The sequence below is a fragment of the Streptomyces sp. HD genome (assembly GCF_028369295.1).
In the GTDB taxonomy this organism is placed as follows: Bacteria; Actinomycetota; Actinomycetes; order Streptomycetales; family Streptomycetaceae; genus Streptomyces.
Genome location: NZ_JAQMYP010000050.1, coordinates 59,164 through 78,691 on the forward strand (window position 1 = coordinate 59,164; position 19,528 = coordinate 78,691).

Here is a 19,528-nt window from a genome sequence, read left to right on the forward strand (position 1 = left end):
CAGGGCGACAGGCATGCCAGCCGGTGAACGGCACTGGAACGTGCCGTCCCCGACGCCACTAGGCTCGGTTTTGGGTAAGCGCCGGGTTCCGGGTGGGGGTGTCGGTCGGGGCCGGGACGTCCTTCCCGGCGTTCTCCGGCGCGCCGAACCAGGCCACCGCGACCGCGCCCGAGACCGCCAGGACGAAGCCGGTCACCGCCAGCCAGGCGAAGCCGGGGCGTGAGGCGTCCCCCAGCCACCAGACGCCGATCATGCCGGGCAGCACGGTCTCGCCGACCACCAGCGCCGCCGTCGCCCCGTTCACCGAGCCGATCTGCAGCGCGACGGTGTGCAGGTACATGCCGCCGATTCCGGCGACCAGAATGGCGTACAGGGCCGGGTCGGTGAGCAGCGTGCCCAGGTCGAACGGATCGATGCCGTTCAGCACTCGCACGCCCACGCCGAGCGCGCCGAAGCCGAGACCGGAGAGCAGACCGGCCAGGATCGCGGCCCGGGCGCCGAGCAGCCGGACCAGGACCGTGCCGCCCGCCATCAGCAGCAGTGAGATCGCGAGGAGCCACCAGTGGGTGGTGATCGGCGTGTGCCCGCTGCCCTCAGGGCCCGCCGCGCTCGCGAGCAGCACCAGCGCCGAGCAGACGACTGCGATCGAGGTCCACTCCGCCCGGGTCAGCCGGATGCCGAGCAGCTTGACGCTCAGGACGGCCGTGATGATGAGGTTGGCGCTGATGACCGTCTGGGAGAGGAACAGCGGCAGCAGACGGGCGGCGAGCGCGCCGAGCCCGAAGCCGATGAAGTCCAGGACCGTGCCGACGACGAACTCCCAGGTCATCGCCGCCTGGGCGGTGGAGGAGAGACTGGGGCCGCCATGCGCGGTGACCTGTCCGGTGGTGTGCCCGGCGGCGGCCGCCCCGCGGCGGGCCGACTTGCGGGAGCCGACGGCCTGGAGGACGGAGCCCGTGCCGTAACAAATCGAGGCCGCAACGGCGGTCAGGAGTCCTATGAGCACCGAGCACTCCGTTCAGGGGGTGGTTCCTGGCTGTTCCCCCTGCCAGACGCGGGATCGACCGCCCGCGTTGCGTGGACCGGGTCTGCGTCGAGACGGACGTGAAGAAGACCGTCCGGCATCCCGCGGGGGACGCGGCGTAACGATCAAGCGGAGATGCCCGCTGTGTGTTCACGCTGGAGTACGTACCGGCGATGTTCGGTCACTGAGTTTCGCCGCGCGGTGCTCCTGGACCTCGGCGTGCATCAGTTCCCGCGCCCAGGCGGGCGGCCTCCCCTCTCGGTGCTATCGGGCCCGGTCTTCTCTCGGTGCTCAGTGCGCCCCCTGTCGAGAGGTGAGGGCTCACGCTCCGAGGGCGCGTGCGAGGAGCATTCCCCGGGTGTTGGTCGAGGTCTTGGCGAAGATCGACTTCAGGTGGTCCTGCACGGTGAGCTCGGACAGGGACATCCGGCAGGCCACCGTGCGGTTGTCGCCGCCCCTGGCCAGGTGACCGAGCAGGTCGCCCTCGCGGGGGCTCAGGGCGAAAGCCCTGGCGAAAACCGCGAGCCGCTCGGTCGGCGAGGTCTCCTCGATGGTGACGGCGATGGCCCGGCGCCGGGCCGGTGGAGCCGCGTCGCTGATCCGGGCGGCGCTCAGGGTGAGCCACAGGCCGTCCGCCAGGTGAACCCGGGAGCGCGGCGGGTGCGCATCGACTCCCGCCTCGACGGCCAGCAGCTGGGCCGCGACGTTGTAGGCGCTCGCGGGCACCGCCGGGCGGCCGTGCTCGGGCGGCACCAGCAGGCTCAGACAGGTGTAGGTCTCCGGGGTCTGGGCGAGCACCAGCAGGTCGGGGGAGAGCAGCAGCACCAGCGGACCCGGGCGCGGGGCGTGGGACGGTCGTACCACGAAGGTCCTCGCCTGGCTGCGGCGCAGCGCCGTGGACACCGGGGCGGTGAGACGGGTCAGGTACGCGGCTTCCGCGGCGCTGAAGGCCCGGTCGTAGCGGTACAGGTCGAGGAAGCCCCAGCAGCCGAAGCGGTCCTTGAACACCAGCGAGGCGATGTCCCGCACGCCGTAGTCCCGCAGCAGTTCGCGCCACAGCAGGTTGCGGGAGGGGTCGGGGAGATCGCTCAGCAGGGCGACGCCGTCGAGTGCCGTCCAGCGGTCGAGCGCGGTCAGGTATTTCAGGCGGGTCATCTTGGGCAGTTCCGGCAGGCACGGTACGTCGGCGACCGGTGAGTAGCCCACGGCGGTCTCGGGGTCGGTGAAAAGGAAGGCGTACGCGTCGAAGCCGGTGGCCATCCGCAGCTCGTCGAGGAGCCGCACACGCAGGTTCCGGGAGTCGCCACCGGCCTCGCAGAGGCGGACGACACGCTCCAGCGACCGCGCGTAGGCGATAGGAACCGCCATGTTTCGAGCGTACGACGCAATTCCCCACATTTCTGGGATGGGCCGCGCCCCGGGCCGCCGTCCAGGATGGAGGGATCGGACCCAGGAGCAACCGATGAGCAGCAAACCAAATCCCCCTGCGACGGCCCACCCCGTCGCGACACCTCGACGCAGGCTCGGAGCCGGCACCCCCTGGCGTAAGGCCCTGGTCGCGACCGCGTTCGCTGCCACGGCCGCGCTCAGCACCGGCGCCCCGCTCGGAGCCGCGCACGCCGCCGAGACCCAGCAGGGTCAGGTGGTTGTGTGGATCCACGACAGCTTTGGCGGCGGAACCGTCACCAGCCAGCCGGCCGGGATCAACTGTCATGTGGTGGCGTTTCTGAACCCGTATGAGAGCGAAGAAGGGCGCCCGGCCCAGACCGGCACGTGCTCCGCGAGCTTCCCGGTCGGAACGACGGTCACCTTCATCGCCACGCCCGATCCGGGTTCTTACTTCAACTACGCCGACCCACCTCGCCTGACCGTGGGGGCACCCGGCTACAACACGGCCGGCATCTCCTTCTGCCCGGACCCGGAGGTCAGCCCCTACTGCTGGTACTACTGACACTTCACGCACCACACCGCTTGTGGATGCTGTTCGCAGCGAGCGCTTGGCAGACGTGCTTTCTGCATGGTCGTCGGGTCGGTCCTGCCGTTGCGGGCGGCCTTCCCACCCTTCCTGGAACTGGCGGAGACGGGCGTAGAAGAGTTCCAAAATCTCGGCCGTGAGCTTGCCGGCTTTCAGCGTGCCAAAGGTCGGCTTGAGGTAGTTGCGCATGATGCCTTCGGCCCGCTCATACGACGTCTCGTCGAGCTCGGCGACACCGAGCCGGCGGTTGAGGAAGAACGCCACGCCGGCCGGGTAGCCGGATCCGTTGGCTGCGGACTCTCCGAACGGGCTTGAGCTTAGTGTTCGCCATGCTGTGGAACTTACTGACGGCCAATGCCACGGCCACGACGAACAGCGTGCCTACCCGAGAGAGGTAAACGCGCTGGTCAGAAACTGTGCCCCCGGCAGGATTCGAACCTGCGACACCCGCTTTAGGAGTGGGATCGAATCCTTGCCGGGTGGTGCCCGGCGCTGCCTCGCGGTGCTGTTTCCCCTGGTCAGAAGCGTGCAGTGAGTCAGTTGATCCGGCTCATGCCGCCCTGTATCGGGTCGTCCGCTCACGCATCGCTCACGCGCAGCCGACTGCTGAGCAGCGCGTGGTCAGGTCTGGCCGAGGTCGATCTCCACCGGGAACGGGGCCGCTACCTTGAGGACGCCGGTGAACAAGTCTCCGTCCCGGTAGGTCTTCGTCGCGAGTCCGTTCTGGCTAGCCCTTCCTCCTTCAGGCGGTCGGCGCCTCGTGAGGTCGTCGGCAAGAGAGTGGGACGAGGAAGTGTGCGAGCCACGAAGCAGCTGCTCCCCGGGCAGATCATGCTCGACCGCGGTGCCGTCGGGCATGAGGGACGGGCCGCACAGGTGAGTGCCGGTCAGGTGCCGCGTCACCCGGGGAGTCGTTCGGGGGCGTTAGAGGCTCGACAGGTCCAGGAGGTTGACCATCGACTGTTTCCAGGCCGGGCAGAAACGCGTGGTCCGGATCGGTGCGAGCGTTCTTGGCGCGCTCGGGTACTGGGAGGATGCGGCGCCGATTCAGTTCAGCCACATCGATCAGAGGGGCGGTCACTATGCGGTCGAGTAACTCTGCCTGCCGCGGCTCCAGGTCAGTCAGGTGACTGAGTACGGCGAGGATCTCCACGAGCTCCCGACTCCACTCGTGCTCCCAGTGCTCTGGGCGCTCGCGGTCGAGTTCGCTGGTCACCTTGCCGGCGCTGCGGGTGCTGCGGTACGCGAGCCAGCTGTCGAGTACGTTACGACCGCCGGTGGTGTAGTTGCGCATGCGCGGCGTGACGCCAGTGAAGACGCCCCCCTCGATGATCAGGTGCTCGTTTTCGGAGTCGTAGGTGATCGTGGAGGGGAGCCCGTCAGGCGCGACTTGTCGGGCGTATGTGATCTCGGGATGCAGGTCTCTCCACCAGTTCGATGTGCCTGCGGGGCGTCCATCACCTGGACTGATGCTTCGTGTACCGAAGGTGGACGCCCACAGAATGTGGTGTCCCAGGCTGACGGCCTCATGCCAGAGGTCACTAGCGGCGGTCAAGGGGATGCGCACGCCGAGTGAGTTGAGGTCGTCTGCATAGCGCTCGGTGAAGGTGGGATGGGCGGTGACGGCGCCGACGTAGGCCAGCAGGTCTTCTGGGATGACCTCTTGGAGACCGTAGGAGTTGGCGAGGTGATGTAACAGTCCGGGGGCGATGTTGGGGGAGCCGTCAGCATGCAGGAACGGCAGCACGCGACCACCGTTGCCGTTGAAGTAGTGCATGTCCGGGATGAGCGCGGTAAAGAGCAGGGCTGGGCCGGTCTGCAGGCGTTGTGAGTGCTGTTCGACGATGAAGACCTGGCCGTCTATGGCGGCTTGCCACAGCTCCGGGCGGGAAAAGTCGATGACGCGCCCGTCGGGTATGAGCCATTGGCGGTCCCAGGCTCTGCGGGCGACGCGTATCGGAACAGGACAGGGGCTGTGCTCGTCGCGGAGAAGGGTCGGCGGGTGGGGGTGACCGGGTATCTGGACGGCTTCCTTGTCCAAGGTGCGGTCGCGGGTCTCTTTGAACAGTGCCTTTTGCGTTGAGAGGTCACGTTCCTGGACGAGGCGGTCCCATCGTCGGCGCAAGGTGGTTTTGGATGGACTGAAGACCCAGTTCCGGTTCGGTTTTATGCCCGGTTTACGCCAGGGTATGAGGTCGGTGAGAGCGGGAAAGGTGTCCCAGCCGCTGTGGGAGGCGGGTGTGAAGGGGGCGTGCTTGACAAGCCGGGAAGTGCGCCAGTTGGGGCCGTTGATGTGCAGGTCGTGTAGTTGCTCTTCTTTGTCCCGGCGAGTGCCGTGGACGGCCGTGTAGTGGACAGGGGCCAGTTGGTCTCGCCGCTCGCCTTCCTTGCGGACAAAAATGGCTATGGCTAATTCCTGCTGGACGCCCGGGAAGAAACGGCTGTTGAGTGGTGGTCTCTTCGTCTCAGGGGTGAGGTCGATGACCCAGCCCTCGGTGCAAGTGCGGCGCAGGTACGAGCGCATGCCCTGAAAGCCGGCGCCGCGGATGAACCCGCCGGTACTAACGAAGCAGACAACGCCGTGACGGTGGTCGTCGTACTGGTCGAACACCTTGTGCGTGGCCCAGCGCCAGAAGTAGGTGCAGAGGCTTTTCAGTTTGTTCTCGTACACCCCTGCCGCACCGTGTAGCCGGAAGGCGTCCAGCGGTGGGGCGCCTCGGTCTGGTGAGCCATTCTCGATCCATCCACCCTGGCCTTCCGCCTGTTCGCGGTGGGGAGGATTGCCGATGACGACAGTGATGCGGCCTTCGCGCTGGATGAAGCTTGCGGCTTCAGCGTCGTCGCGCAAGGGGCCCCACAGGGCGCCGTAGCGGGTGAAGAGTTCGCTCGGCCGCCAGGGGTCGGCAAGGGTGTCGGCTAGATGTAGGCGCATGTCGCGCAGCCGAACCCGGGCGTTGAGAGAACGCAGCATCTGCCCGACGCGCATCTGTGCAACGGCGAAAGCGCCCATCTGCTTTTCGAAGCCGATCAGTCGGCCTGCGAGTTCTTGGACGGATTCGGCGCGGAAGCCATCATTGCCGCCCTCGGACTGCTTGCGGGCGACGAGGTCGATGATGCCGGTGAGGAAGGTGCCGGTGCCCATGGCCGGGTCGATGATGGACACGCCAGGGTCGGCGAAACCGTCTGGGCAACCCAGCATGGTGATCAGCACTTCGTCGACAAGGCGGATCATCTCCTCCATCAGCGGCGCTGGGGTGTAGTAGGTGCCAGAGTCCTTGCGGAGGTCGGGGTCGTACTCCTGCAGGAAGTGTTCGTAAAGGTGGATGTGGAAGCCGGGTTCGCTGGCCAGGGCGCTCCGCCAGTCGATGGCGTCGATGACGCGAACGAGCATGTCGAGGCTGTCGCGAAATTCTCCCTCGACCTGGTCGGTGAGAATCTGCAGAGCGCGCCCCATGACGGAATGCTCCGCTCCCAGTCGGCGGCCGACCTCATGCAGGCTCATCTTGGCCAGTGAGCTGTCATGGGCATCGGCGGCATCTGAGCTGGCGAGTAGGAGCGCGAAGGTGACAGATTGGGCATAGCGGTCGGCGAAGGCCGCGCGTTTGTCCCGGTCATCAGTGGTGGGAAAGAGATCGACTTCGAGAGTGGAGGCCAGGTCAGTGAAGGGACGCCGATGGCGCGGGAGCCTGGCCTCGGCGTCGAGCCGGTCGTGGACAGCATCGCGCAGGAGTGTGCACAGCGGGGCTACCTGAGCGACAACTTCCCGCATTGATGTCAGTGGATGCGGCTGCCAACTGAAGAACGCTGTCAGCATTGATTCGAAGGCGGCCTCGCTGGCTACCGGTAGCCGCAGGCGGGCGCCGGCAGTACGCAGATCGCCGTCGAGATGGATGGCGTCGCCGTGTTGCCGCCCTGAGCGATACATGATCCAGGTCTGGCCGTTGGTGTAGATCAAGTTGGGGAGCTTCGCCATGCCCTCCCACTGCCGTCGATCACGTTGGTTCAGTCCGCCAGGATGGATCACGCTCTTGTCCGGGCTCTTCAGCTCGACGTAGCCGACGATGTTGCGAGATAACTTCCCGATCCGCACAGCCAGGTCGGGGCGGATTCGGTGCGCGGCGATCGCTACCTCGGCATGCAGGACGGCCTGTAGCCCTAACACGTTCGCCGCGTCGACGAGAAGCGTCTCCACGGCGCGACGGATCGCGGCTTCCTTCTGCCCGTGCAGCAATGCCTGCTTGCACGCTGCACCGAACTCGCTGATGATCCGCCGAAACCCGTCCCTGCGCTGCATCCTGCCCCCAGAGGCCAGCACACTCCCGGTATCCAACTCAACACACAGTAAGTGCAACATCACTGACCGTCGAGAGGGTCTCGAGGCTGCGTACACCCACAGGCCTGCGGCAGTGCCCCCTTCTCCCCGCGCTGCACGGTTCAATCTTCTGATCCGCAGCTCTGCTACAGGTCGGTGCTGCAGGCCCTTGAAGGGGTCCCCTAGGTGAACCATGGGACGGCGGCTGCTGCCTCTGGCAAAGTGATCGGCACTGCTAAACGATTCTCGTGAGGAACTTGTGAGCTCGCTCGGTAGCTTCATCTGGTCAATCGCTGACCAGCTTCGGGGTCCCTATCGCCCTAACCAGTACGGGACGGTGATTCTCCCGTTCACGATCTTGAGACGGCTCGACTGCGTACTCGAGCCGGACCGCGCGGCGGTACGGGAGCTGGCTGCGAGGTACGAGAACCCGAACCGGCTCAAGGTCGAGGTCAAGAAGGCCACGGGGCGGACGTTCTACAACACCTCCAACTACGAGTTCGCGAACTTGTTGGCCGATGCGGACGGGCTGGCGGACAACCTCGCTGACTACATCGACCGGTTCTCCGCCGACGTGGACGTGTTCGAGTACTTCGACTTCAAGAAGGAGATCTTGGCCCTGGAGAAGGCCGGGCTCCTGCGCGAGATCGTCAAGTCCTTCGGTGCCGTCGATCTCCACCCCGATGTGGTGTCGAACTCCGACATGGGCGACGCCTTCGAGTACATCATCCGCAAGTTCAACGAGGCCGCGAACGAGACCTCTGGAGACCACTACACGCCGCGCGACGCTATCCGGTTGCTGGTCGACCTGCTCTTCGCGGAGAAGGACGTCGACCTCACCGAGGGTGGCATCATCCGGTCGCTGTACGACCCCACCGCCGGCACTGGCGGCATGCTCTCCCTAGCAGAGGAGCACCTGCTCGCCCAGAACTCCGAGGCGAAGCTGAGCCTGTACGGCCAGGAGTACAACCCGCAGTCGTATGCCATCTGCAAGTCCGACCTGCTCGCCAAGGGCCACGACACGACCAACATCGCCTTCGGTAACACTCTCACCGACGACGCCTTCAAGGGCCGCCAGTTCGACTATTGCATGTCCAACCCGCCCTACGGGGTGGACTGGAAGCAGTACGCCAAGGCGGTCAAGGAGGAGCGCGACTCCGCTGGCCCTTACGGTCGCTTCGCGCCGGGACTCCCCGCGACCTCGGACGGCCAGATGCTCTTCCTGCTCCACCTGGTCCACAAGATGCGCGCACCCGAGGACGGCGGCGGCCGCGTCGGTATCGTCATGAACGGCTCGCCGCTCTTCAACGGCGCCGCCGAGTCCGGCCCCTCCAACATTCGCAGGTGGCTGCTGGAGAACGACCTTGTCGAGGCGATTGTCGCCCTGCCGACCAACATGTTCTTCAACACCGGCATCGCCACCTACATCTGGATTCTCGACAACACCAAACACCCCGACCGCCGGGGCAAGGTACAGCTCATCGACGGCACGTCGTTCTGGACAAAGATGCGCAAGAATCTCGGGTCCAAGGGACGCGAGATCAGCGACGATGACCGCGCCGAGGTCGTGCGGCTGTACGCCGACTTCGAGGACGCCGACCCCGACCTCTCCAAGGTGCTTCGCAACGACGAGTTCGGCTACTGGACCATCACCGTCGAGCGTCCCCTGCTCGATGAGGACGGGAATCCTGTCGTCGACCGCAGGGGCAACCCGAAGCCCGACTCGAAGAAGCGCGACACCGAAAACGTGCCCTTCACATACGGCGGCTCAACCGTCGGAGCGGCAGGAGAGAGGGAAGTCATTCAGACGTACTTCGATGCTGAGGTGAAGCCGCACGCTCCTGACGCCTGGATTGACTGGGCCAAGACCAAGACCGGCTACGAGGTCCCCTTCACTCGCCACTTCTACAAATACGCCCCACCGCGCACGCTCTCCGAGATTGACGCCGACCTGGAGAAGCAGGTCGCCAAGATCCTGGATCTCCTGCGGGAGGTCGAGGGATGACGTCGCGTACGGATCTGGTCGACTCCGGTGTGCCGTGGCTCGGTCGCGTGCCGACTGGCTGGAAGACGAAACCCCTGTGGTCGTTGTTCGAACGGATCAAGGATGTCGACCACCCGGAAGAGCAGATGCTCTCCGTATTCCGCGAATTCGGGGTCGTCGCAAAGGAATCGCGCGACAATTTCAACAGGACTGCTGAGAACCGCAGCATCTACCAATTGGTGCATCCAGGCTGGCTCGTCGCCAACCGCATGAAGGCGTGGCAGGGATCGGTGGGAATTTCCTCTCTCCGGGGCATCGTCTCTGGGCACTACATCTGCTTCGCTCCTCGCCACGGCGAGGACAACCGATACCTCAACTGGCTGCTGCGTTCGACGGCCTATACGAATGGCTACGGCCTGCTTTCTCGGGGCGTCCGGATCGGGCAGGCAGAGATCGACAACGATCAGTTCAGACTCATGCCGATCCTGCTGCCACCGGCGCAGGAGCAGGGCGCCATCGCCGACTACCTCGACCGCGAGACGGGCCGCATCGACACGCTCATTGAGGAGCAGCAGCGGTTGATCGGGATGCTCGGCGAACGACGACAGGCTGTGATCGATCTGGCATTCACGCAAGCTGGGGCGAACAGCCGCATTGTCCGCGCGTGCCTTGACGTTGTCGACTGTCCTCACACAACGCCTGCCGTTGACGATGATGGTCCGTTCGAAGCGGTGCGCACTGCTTCCGTCCGAAGCGGCAGGTATCGGCCTGGTCATGGTTTGCGAGTGAGCGAAGCGACCTGGCGCGAACGGAATGCCGGTGGATCTCCGTCGCTGGGCGACGTCATTTTCGCGAGAGAAGGTGGGTCCGCAGGCGAGGCGTCGATGGTCCCGTCCGACGCCATCTGTCTGGGGCAGAGGATGGTGCTACTCCGTGTAGACAAGAACTCGTGTGTCGGCGAGTTTCTGCTTTGGCAGCTCTACTCCACGTCAGTCCAGGACCATTTCCGTCTCTCCATGAGCGGTGCTGCCGCTGGGAACATCCGGGTATCAGTTCTGCGGAACACTGCCATCTGGCTTCCTCCGCTCGAGGTTCAGCGATCGGTCGCGGCACATCTGAATGAGCAGACGGCGAAGATCGACACACTCATCACAGAGACTGAACGGTTCATCGAGCTCGCTCGCGAGAGGCGGTCGGCGCTGATCACGGCGGCGGTGACGGGGCAGATCGACGTACGAGAGGTCGCGTGATGGCTGACCACAACGAGGTGGTCTTCGAGACGGAGATCTGCGAGTACCTGCGGGATCACGGCTGGCTGTACTCGAAGAATGACCGTGATGGTGGCGAGTACGACCAGGAGCGGGCGCTGTTCCCAGCGGATCTGTTCGCGTGGCTAGAGGAGACGCATAAGCCGGCGTACGAGAAGGCGCTGAAGGCAGCGGGCTCGCAGGCGAAGTTCCTCGACGTGCTGGCCGCGGCGCTCGACCGGCCGCTGGAACATGGCGGTGGGACGCTGAACATCCTGCGTAACGGCGTGCAGTACATCGGCGGTGGTCGGTTGAAGATGGCGCAGTTCCGTCCGGAGACGTCGCTCAACGAGACAACCACGGCGCACTACGAGGCGATGCGGGTGCGTGTGGTGCGGCAGGTGCACTTTTCGACCGCCGACCAGCGCAGTATCGATCTGGTGCTCTTCGTCAATGGGCTCCCGGTGGCCACCGTGGAGCTGAAGACCGACTTCACCCAGTCGCTCGACGAGGCGGTCAACCAGTACAAGCAGGATCGTAATCCGTTGACGAACGGGCGGCCGGAGCCGTTGCTGTCGTTCGGCCACAGGGCGCTGGTCCACTTCGCGGTCTCGAATGACCTGGCGGCGATGACCACGAGGCTGGAGGGGGAGAAGACCCACTTCTTGCCGTTCAACATCGGCTTCGACAGCGGTGCCGGCAACCCGCCCGGCACGGACGGACGGTCGTCGACGGCGTACCTGTGGGAACGCGTCTGGGAGAAACACGCCTGGCTGAACATCATCGGGCGGCTGATGATCGTGCAGACCAAGGAAGAGTGGGACGTCACCACCGGCACGTCGGTGCGGCGTACGAACATGCTCTTCCCGCGGTTCCACCAGTGGGAGGCCGTCACGAGCATCGTCGAGGCGGTGAAAGAGGAGGGTGTCGGGCAGCGGTACCTGATTGAGCACTCGGCCGGGTCGGGGAAGACGAACACCATCGCCTGGACGGCCCACCGGCTGGCGCGGCTGCACGTCGATGATCGGAAGGTCTTCGACTCAGTCATCGTGGTCGTGGACCGCACCGTGCTCGACTCCCAGCTGCAGGATGCGATCCGGCAGATCGACGGCACCGGCAAGATCGTCGCGACTATCAGCCCCGAGGACGTCCGCAAGGCCGGTGCGAAGTCGAAGTCGGGTCTGCTGGCACAGGCGCTGAAGAACGGTGAGCTAATCATCGCGGTGACGGTGCAGACCTTCCCACATGCGTTGAACGAAATCCGGACCGACGCTGGCCTGAAGGGCAAGCGGTTCGCCGTCATCGCTGACGAGGCGCACTCCTCCCAGTCGGGGCAGATCTCCTCGAAGCTGAAGCAGGTGCTGACTGCTGAAGAGGTCAAGGCGATTGAGGAGGGTGGCGAGGTCGATGTGGAGTCGGTGCTGGCATCGGAGATGACCGAGCGGGCCGAGTCGGAGAACATTTCCTACTTCGCCTTCACCGCGACGCCGAAGAACAAGACTCTCGAACTGTTCGGCCGCAAGGATGCCGACGGGAAGCCACGCGAGTTCCACCTGTACTCGATGAAGCAGGCGATCGAGGAGGGCTACATCCTCGACGTGCTCAAGGGCTATCAGTCTTACGACACCGCGTTGAAGATCGCCGGTAGGGCCGAGAGCGGTGACGGGGGAGAGGTTGAGGAGGCCGCCGCCCGTAAGGGGCTGATGCGGTGGGTTCAGCTCCACCCGACGAACATCAGCCAGAAGGTGCAGATCATCGTCGAGCACTTCCACGCCAACGTCGCTTACCTCCTTGAAGGCAAGGCGAAGGCGATGGTAGTGACCGACTCGCGCAAGTCCGCAGTGAAGTACAAGCTGGCCATCGACGCCTACATCGCCAGGCGCCGTACGGAAGACGCCTCGTACAACTACCGCACCCTGGTCGCCTTCTCCGCCGGGGTGACTATGACCGAGGACGAGACCTGGCACAGCGACTGGGGCCCGCAGCCGTCGAAGGATGACGAGTTCACCGAGGCCAACATGAACCCCGGCGCCGGGGCTGATCTGGCAGCCGCATTCAAGGGCGAGACATACAAGATCATGCTGGTCGCCAACAAGTTCCAGACGGGCTTCGACCAGCCCTTACTCTCGGCGATGTACATAGACAAGAAGCTGTCAGGGGTCACCGCGGTGCAGACGCTCTCGCGGCTCAACCGCACCCACCGCACCGCTGGTGGGGAGCAGAAGCGCAAGACGTTCGTCATCGACTTTGCCAACAAGCCCGAGGACATCAAGGCAGCCTTCGAGCCGTACTTCAAGAACGCGACCCTGGAGACCGAGACCGATCCGTACGTCGTCGTCCACCTGGCTAACAAGCTTGCCCAGGCCGGAATCTACGCCGAGGACGATGTTCGCAAGGTCGCCGAGCTGTGGGTGACTCGCAAGGGCAACAACGCGCTCTCGGCGGCGATCAGCCCGGCGCAGCACGGTTTCCGGCGCCGCTACGCGCGGGCGATCGAAGAGGAGGACAAGGTCACGCTCCAGGCGCTCGACCTGTTCCGCAAGGATGTCTCCACATACGTGCGTCTCTATGACTTTATGTCCCAAATCGTCGACTACGGCGACCCCTACATGGAGATGCTCTCGATCTTCCTGCGCCTGCTGGAGAAGGTCATCGCCGAGTCCGCTTGGGCGGCCAACGTGGACCTCTCCGATGTGGTTCTGGTCGGGGTCAAGCACAACAAGGCAATCCCGGTCAACATCTCGCTTGTGGGCGACGGGCAACTGAAAGGCATCAGCGCAGCCGGCACGGGAATGAAGAAGGATCCGAGGTACGTCGCGCTCCAGGTCGTCATAGACAAGATGAACGACCTCTTCGGCGCCGAATCGTTCGCCGAGTCCCAGATCAGGGAGTTCGTGCAGGGCCTCGTCCAGCGGTTGCTCGCAGACCCGAACCTGATCAACCAGACCAAGGTGAACACCAAGAAGCAGTTCCTGGAGTCACCAGACTTCCAAGCAGCCGTTACGGAGGCGGTCGCAGACAACCAGGACGCCCACAACACGATGGCTGACTACTTCTTCACCGACGGGCCGGCCATCAACTCGATCATCGTCGCCCTCGCGGATGCCTTCTACGAAGCAGCGGTTGATCAGCAGGTGGATTCTTAGATACGGCAGCACACATGTCGGGCCACGGATCCTGCTTGCCCTCACCTCCGCAGCGGCCTACCACTACGCCGAGCGTGGCACGGAGACGACCGCTGACCCGCACGGCACGGTCGGACTCTGGCTCCTCGGCCTCCAGGCCCGGGCCGCCGCGATGCTGGGCGACGCAGAGACCGTACGGGTCGCTAACGAGCAGGCTGCCGACGTCGGGGCCGCGCGAGGCTTGAAGTCGTGTGCGCAGGCTGGCAGTTCCGCAGTCTCGCGGTGTGCAAGGGGCAGGAAGTTGGTGAACCATCCCTAGGCCAACGAGCCTGGGGATGGATCACCCACGTGGGGCTGGCTGGTACCCCTATGGCGTCGCAACGAGGCGGGCGCTGCGCAGGGGGCTAGCTGCGCAGATGCACCGCCACTGCGCCTCGGAGGGGCACCGAGCCAATGTTTCGGGACTCGTCCTCACTGCTGGCACTAACGTATGGGTAGGCGCGGACAATCGCATCTCCTGGCGTGACGGATTCGGAGTCCAGCATTGCGCAGTCGACGTCGAGGACTACTCGCGCTGAGGCGTAGTCTCCGGGGATGGTCTGCCGATCGGCTGGCTGAGCTGCGGGGTGATGGCCGAGCGGTGATCTAGTGCTCTCTTCCCAACGGGACGCCAGGCTCCGCCACCGATCGATTGCGGCAGAGAACTCCTGACCGGGTGTCTCTGCCCACCATCCGGCGGCTGCTCGGGCGAGTTGTGCGACGACCACCGGGTCGTGTACGAGCAACCCGGGGAGGAGACAGTCCGCTGGCTCTTGTGCACCCAGCATTGGGAAGCCGCCCAAGACGGCAGTGCAGCCGCTGATGCCGCGCTCGGCCTTGCTATCCGCTATGACCATGCGGCTCACCGTTCCGGCGGGCCGGTCATTGAAACGCAGGGACCGGATGGAGCCATGTGCACTCTGTGCGGCAATGCGCTTCAGGTCAGCCCGTCCCTCCCCGTTATCGCCCTGCTCAGTTCCCCACAACACGTCGACGCACACGCCTCGTTCCAACGCGGCTTTAAGTAGGGGTTCCAACGTCCTCACACCTGTCGAGTTGAGCTCCGGAGTCATGATGAGGACGGAGGTCTGAGCTTGCTCGACGGCCCGGTGTACGGCTGTCAGGAAGTCGTCGGTGCTCTGGAGCAAATTTGTGCTCCCGGGGAGCAGAGGGTCCGGAGCGTTCTGCCGGATAGCGCTGCGGTTCGGCCCGGCGCTGGGATGACGGGAGATCAGCTGTGAGATCTCGTCGTGCGAGAACTCACGCATTTCCTCGGCCCGCTCTTCAGCCTCACGCAGCAGAGCACCGGACAGCAGCGGCTCCCAGGACCTAGGCAGGCCGGTCACAGTGCGACTGGGAAGATCAACGGCGACTGGCATGAACTCGTTGGCCTTGGTTTGCATACGTGGCTCGGCTACCCTGCGGATCCACTCGCCCGGCCGGTGCGGCAACAGTCCCTGGGCCTGTCCGACGGACAGGCTGTTGCGCGGGTTGCGTACGGTGACCAGCGAACGTTCCAGGTCGCTACGAGTCATCACGGACCTGAGGTCCCGCAGAGTCCGTACGTTGAGCCTGGACTGTGTCTCGCGTTGCAGAAGCCCGCACACACGCTCCATGTACAGACTCGTGTGCGCCTTACGCACGATCGTGCTGTGTGGCCTGCCTCCCTCGCTCAGAGTCTGCCTACCCTGCTCCGTGACGACGAGCCCCACCCCGATGTCCATAGCCGCCCATCCGGCGCGGACGAGGGTGACCACGCTCTCAAGCAGGAGGCGATCGTGCACCTGAAACGTGTCCCGCAGCTGTGTCAGCGTGACCGGCTGGTCGGCCTCGGCGATCAAGCGGCAGACGAGTTCTTCGAGCCGCGAATACGGTCGCCCTACGCCCACCTCGTAAGTGACGTGGAAGCGGCTTACCGGAATGAGCAGAATCACTGTGCACTCCCGCGACGGTTGCCGAGGACTTCCCGAACGGTGGGTTCCCGATAATTACTCAGGTCAGCGGGGAGCCGCAGCACCCGCCCGTCGGACTCCCATGTTTCCAGCGTGGTTAGTACTTTCTTCCAGTGCCAGAGTTCCTTGTCCTGCTCATCCAGCTCGATCAGCTCCGTTTGCTTACGGAAGAAATCCCACGAACCGACGAGCACGAGCAGCCGCTCCGCTCTTGAAAGCAGAACATTGAGTCGCGGCGCATCTTGAAGGAAGCCCATCCCCTGGCCTCGGAGATGCCCGGGAGCCTGGTTGTTCCGGACCAGGCTGACTGCGATGATGTCTGACTGGTCGCCCTGGAACGAGTCCACGGTGAAGGCGCCTGAGCGAGGCGGCCCACCACCTCGTCGGACCCGCTCTGCGAACCGCACCCCGGAAGGTAGTCGGCAGGACGAAAGATTGCGCTCCAGGTAGCCGACCTGCTGGCTGTAGGGCGAGAGCACGGTGAGCCTGAGAGCCTCCCGCCCGGCAGCGGCGGGGTCGACCTTCAGCTTCTCGATGAAGCGGAAGAGCGCGTGCGCCTCTGCTGGGTTGATGTACCGGGGTACCTGTTTGCCTCCTGTGGGTGCTCCCCACTCGCCTGCGTTCTCGCCTGCGGCACTCCAGGGGGTATCGATCCACACGATCGCCTTTCCGGCGATTCCGGTGGGGGCTACGAACGGGTGAGCCAGGTCGCCGAGTCGACCCGACGACGGTTTCGTCCTGTCGGAGTTGGTCAGTTCACCGTCGTAGTACGCTTCCGAAATCAGTGTGCCGATGTCCGAGTGCATCCGGTGTTGTACCGCGAGCATGCCTGCCATAGCGGCGCCCTGCTCCGTCTTGCCGGTCAGCACAGGGTCATTTTCCCCTCGGCCACCTTGTGCGTAAGCGCAGTTCTCGAAGATCGTCTTGAAGACTTTGAGCCACTCCCGGGAATAGGCGGTGAAATCGTCACGCTCGGCCTGGTCCCACTCCCGCCACATACGCACGAACTCGCGGTCCAGTAGGCGTGCCCCGCCGTCGGGAAGGGAGTCGAGCGCATCGACGACGCTGTCCAGGTGGTTGACCGCATCGAGGTATTCCTTGTCCCGGTACGGGGGCAACTGTTTCTGGTCGCCGATCAGGAGCCACCGGTGGCCCGCCTGAAGGGGGAGCGCCAGGTCGAATCCATGGACCTTCCCGGACTCCTCGACGATGGACCAGTCGAAGCTCAGCTCCGATGAGAGGCCCTCCAGCTCTCCAGCGCTGGTGGTGCAGAACGTCAGGTTGGCCCCCCTCTTGACGAGCTGACGGAAGTCCGGGAGGAGGGCGCCGGGCTCCGGAGCGGCCAACTCGGTCTGCATGTCACGGCATGCGTCCAGCCAGTCGTTCTGGACGGTATTGCGGTCTGGCACCGACAGAAGGCGACGGACTGCACTGTTCAAGGTCTTGCCGACGACCTCGTCGACCGAGCCCTCCTGCTCAGTGGCTCCCTCTGCCGACTTGCGCCCCAGCCGGACGGCCAGCGGCTGTCTTTCCTCGCGGACGTCGCGGAACGCCTCTTCCTTCACCTTCGACCACAGCACATCGACAGCCCCATGGGCCTGAGCCGTGATGAGGATCTGGGCGACTGGATCCTCGCTAAGGATCTGCCTTAGCAGCCAGGCCACCATGGTGGTCTTCCCTGTCCCCGGGGGACCTTGGAGCGCGTAGATGGGGCGCACACGGAGGATGTCCTGGATGACAGCTCGTTTGGACTGATCGAGCTTGGCGGGGTCAAGGGCGACCGGCGGCTCCATGTCGCCTGTGTCCATGAACACCTCGCCAGGGTTCGCCAGGCTGCGCAAGAGGTATGTGTGGCTGGGTAGTCGGTCGATGGCCTCTTTACGCCGCTTGATGAGCTTGATCTGGCCCTCCATACCGTGGCTACGCAGGATTCCGTGATCAGGCACCTCCGTGATCTGCGCCGCCACGTGTTGCCGGGTCAGTTTCGCCTGTCTGTGGGCCACATCGACCTGGGTGATGTTCCAGGTGGAGGAGAGCTCTGCTGGCGGTGAGCTCAATGAGTCCTGGCTGAGGCTTGTGAGGACGACAAGCCCGGCGTCGGTCTTGGAAGAGTTCTCGCGCTCGCGCTGGAGGAATTCCACCAGTCCGCCGTCTACTTGAAGGAAGCTCAGCACCTCTCGTGGGCGTTCCAGCTCCTCGATCGTGATCTCTTCCTTGCCGCTGTCGGTGACGGTGCGGTCCACGATGCGGTAGGCGAAGAGCTCGGCGTCTCGGAAGAGGAGCTCGATCTGGTTCGTCACTCGGACGAACGCGCAGAACTTTTCGAGCTCCGCTCGCTGCTTAGCCGCCCTGTCCACTTTAGGAAGGCGACGCTCCCAGCTTGACGCGTTCTGCAGCAAGGTGGGCTCGGTCCGGCGGAGGTTCTGGAGGATGTTCAGCACCGTGATGCTGTCTGGCGGAAATGCGGACACGGCGTCGTCGGACGCCCCACGCAGTTCTCCCACACCGAGGACGCGGGCGTGTTTCCAGGTAGCTTCCATCTCGCCGGCGCCTGCGTAACGATCCCGGTACTGGCCGATACGAAGCTGAAGTTTATCCCCGAGGAGCATGAAAAAAGGCTGGTTGCGGACCGCGTACAGGCGGGCCCCTTGACTGTTCAGATCTTGCTGCACGAACCGCGTCAGGGCGGCGGCATGGCTGGCGTCCCGCGGGTTGAACATCTCTGTGGGGCGCAGGCTGAGTTCCTTGCGGAGACCCGCTGCCATGGCAGAATCGGTCACCTGGGTGTTCTTTGGGTCGATCATCAGGACATACCGGTCGTCCCATTCATTGGGCGCTGGCGATCGTCCCAGTCGGCTTACGATGTCCTCTATACGTGCCGCGATGTCCTCATAGCGCGTCATTCGGTCCAGGGGGGATTCCGCCACCAGGCGCAGGAGAAAGTCTCGCTCCAGGTCCGTCAATAGATCCCTAGATTTTTCGATTTTGTTCAGGACTTGTTTGTAGCGTGCCTGGGGTGTGGGGGAATTATTATTGAGATGCTCGATGGGCAACAGGCATCGCGCCGCCAGAATCCCAAACCCGAACCAGTCTCCGTCTGGGCCGAACACCTGGTGTGGGCCGCCCATGGTCTCGGGCGGTGTACCCCAGTGTGCTGACATTGGACGCGCCGAGCCGGAGCCAACTCGCATGCTCCACTCGAATCCTCCGAGTCGCAGCGAGTCGGCTCCCTGCGCGGGATCCAGGAAGACACTCTCTGCTGAGACTCCGGTGTGCAGCACCTGCTGCTCGTGGAGGAGGTTGAGGCCGTCGGTAAGTCCCTTCAGGCCGTTCCATAGGTCGCGACGTGACTCGGTGTTCTCGTTGGTCAGCCAGTAGTGGGAGCCGCGATTTTCGGCGAGTTCGACGGCAAGGCAGGAATATCCTGGCGCCTCCAGGGCCATTGCAAGGAGCCCGTTTTCATTGTCGACGCCGGCCTCTCGGAGGACCATCAAAGAACGTTCAGCTCCTGGTGAACTGCACGCTCGATAGAGGGTTCGCAGCTCTGCATCCCACAAAGCTCGATTCATGTCCGAGACGTCGGGATCATCTTTGCTGTGAGGCCAGATTTTCAGCAAATATTCTTGTTCGTATTCCCCGATGGCGAGCCAGTTCTCCGCGCCTTCGGATGTGTTTCCTTCGCTGAGCTTGTCGCGAAGAACCCTTTCGATGAGTTCATAACGGCTCTGCAGTACTAGAGTGCCCTCACCCAGATTCACGCTAACTCCCATGCCCCCTGCGCACATTGATGTGCGGAGTGGGAGGGTATCGACTCTCGTCGTGGTGGCGCAGGAGAATAGAGGGACTACTGATTGGTAGGGATGGCAAGTG

The 19,528-nt window shown here is 64.3% G+C and carries 10 protein-coding genes; 5 read left to right on the forward strand and 5 right to left on the reverse strand.

Translation table 11 applies throughout. The features are described from left to right. Positions 1 to 58: 58 nt before the first annotated feature. Together POF73_RS36055 and POF73_RS36060 are read right to left on the reverse strand one after the other, a co-directional pair. Positions 59 to 1,006: a hypothetical protein gene (locus POF73_RS36055; RefSeq protein ID WP_272123375.1), complete on the reverse strand. Its 948-nt coding sequence runs from the start codon at positions 1,004 to 1,006 to the stop codon at positions 59 to 61. A gap of 339 nt (positions 1,007 to 1,345) precedes the next feature. Next, positions 1,346 to 2,392, reverse strand: a complete 1,047-nt coding sequence (locus POF73_RS36060; RefSeq protein ID WP_272123377.1) for a LuxR C-terminal-related transcriptional regulator — start codon at positions 2,390 to 2,392, stop codon at positions 1,346 to 1,348. Positions 2,393 to 2,486: 94 nt separating this feature from the next. Between POF73_RS36060 and POF73_RS36065 the strand changes: the two genes are divergently transcribed. Further along, positions 2,487 to 2,975: a hypothetical protein gene (locus POF73_RS36065; RefSeq protein ID WP_272123378.1), complete on the forward strand. Its 489-nt coding sequence runs from the start codon at positions 2,487 to 2,489 to the stop codon at positions 2,973 to 2,975. A gap of 66 nt (positions 2,976 to 3,041) precedes the next feature. Further along, entirely contained in the window at positions 3,042 to 3,314 is a 273-nt protein-coding gene (locus POF73_RS36070) for a hypothetical protein (RefSeq protein ID WP_272123380.1), read from the forward strand. Positions 3,315 to 3,828: 514 nt separating this feature from the next. Here the strand turns inward: POF73_RS36070 and POF73_RS36080 are convergent. After that, positions 3,829 to 7,293: a type ISP restriction/modification enzyme gene (locus POF73_RS36080; RefSeq protein ID WP_272123381.1), complete on the reverse strand. Its 3,465-nt coding sequence runs from the start codon at positions 7,291 to 7,293 to the stop codon at positions 3,829 to 3,831. A gap of 277 nt (positions 7,294 to 7,570) precedes the next feature. On the opposite strand from POF73_RS36080, the gene POF73_RS36085 reads away from it, so the two are divergent. From POF73_RS36085 to POF73_RS36095, 3 genes are read left to right on the forward strand one after another with little or no spacing between them, the layout of a single operon-like run. After that, the gene (locus tag POF73_RS36085) at positions 7,571 to 9,316 is read left to right on the forward strand and encodes an HsdM family class I SAM-dependent methyltransferase (RefSeq protein ID WP_134038771.1); all 1,746 of its coding nucleotides are present in this window, start codon (positions 7,571 to 7,573) and stop codon (positions 9,314 to 9,316) included. Continuing rightward, positions 9,313 to 10,545: a restriction endonuclease subunit S gene (locus POF73_RS36090; RefSeq protein ID WP_272123384.1), complete on the forward strand. Its 1,233-nt coding sequence runs from the start codon at positions 9,313 to 9,315 to the stop codon at positions 10,543 to 10,545. The genes POF73_RS36085 and POF73_RS36090 overlap by 4 nt, the downstream gene beginning before the upstream one ends. After that, positions 10,545 to 13,688: a type I restriction endonuclease subunit R gene (locus POF73_RS36095; RefSeq protein WP_272123385.1), complete on the forward strand. Its 3,144-nt coding sequence runs from the start codon at positions 10,545 to 10,547 to the stop codon at positions 13,686 to 13,688. The genes POF73_RS36090 and POF73_RS36095 overlap by 1 nt, the downstream gene beginning before the upstream one ends. A gap of 383 nt (positions 13,689 to 14,071) precedes the next feature. Here the strand turns inward: POF73_RS36095 and POF73_RS36100 are convergent, their stop codons facing one another. Both POF73_RS36100 and POF73_RS36105 read right to left on the reverse strand, forming a co-directional pair. Further along, positions 14,072 to 15,640: a hypothetical protein gene (locus POF73_RS36100; RefSeq protein WP_272123386.1), complete on the reverse strand. Its 1,569-nt coding sequence runs from the start codon at positions 15,638 to 15,640 to the stop codon at positions 14,072 to 14,074. After that, positions 15,637 to 19,416, reverse strand: coding sequence for an AAA domain-containing protein (locus tag POF73_RS36105; protein ID WP_272123387.1), 3,780 nt, complete (start codon positions 19,414 to 19,416; stop codon positions 15,637 to 15,639). Before POF73_RS36105 ends, POF73_RS36100 begins: the two co-directional genes overlap by 4 nt. Between the last annotated feature and the right edge of the window lie 112 nt (positions 19,417 to 19,528).

Excerpts from the sequence above, each read along its gene's own strand:
- POF73_RS36060 (WP_272123377.1), bottom strand. The coding sequence starts at position 2,392 with ATGGCGGTTCCTATCGCCTACGCGCGGTCGCTGGAGCGTGTCGTCCGC.
- POF73_RS36095 (WP_272123385.1), top strand. The coding sequence starts at position 10,545 with ATGGCTGACCACAACGAGGTGGTCTTCGAGACGGAGATCTGCGAGTAC.
- POF73_RS36090 (WP_272123384.1), top strand. The coding sequence starts at position 9,313 with ATGACGTCGCGTACGGATCTGGTCGACTCCGGTGTGCCGTGGCTCGGT.
- POF73_RS36080 (WP_272123381.1), bottom strand. The coding sequence starts at position 7,293 with ATGCAGCGCAGGGACGGGTTTCGGCGGATCATCAGCGAGTTCGGTGCA.
- POF73_RS36065 (WP_272123378.1), top strand. The coding sequence starts at position 2,487 with ATGAGCAGCAAACCAAATCCCCCTGCGACGGCCCACCCCGTCGCGACA.
- POF73_RS36070 (WP_272123380.1), top strand. The coding sequence starts at position 3,042 with ATGGTCGTCGGGTCGGTCCTGCCGTTGCGGGCGGCCTTCCCACCCTTC.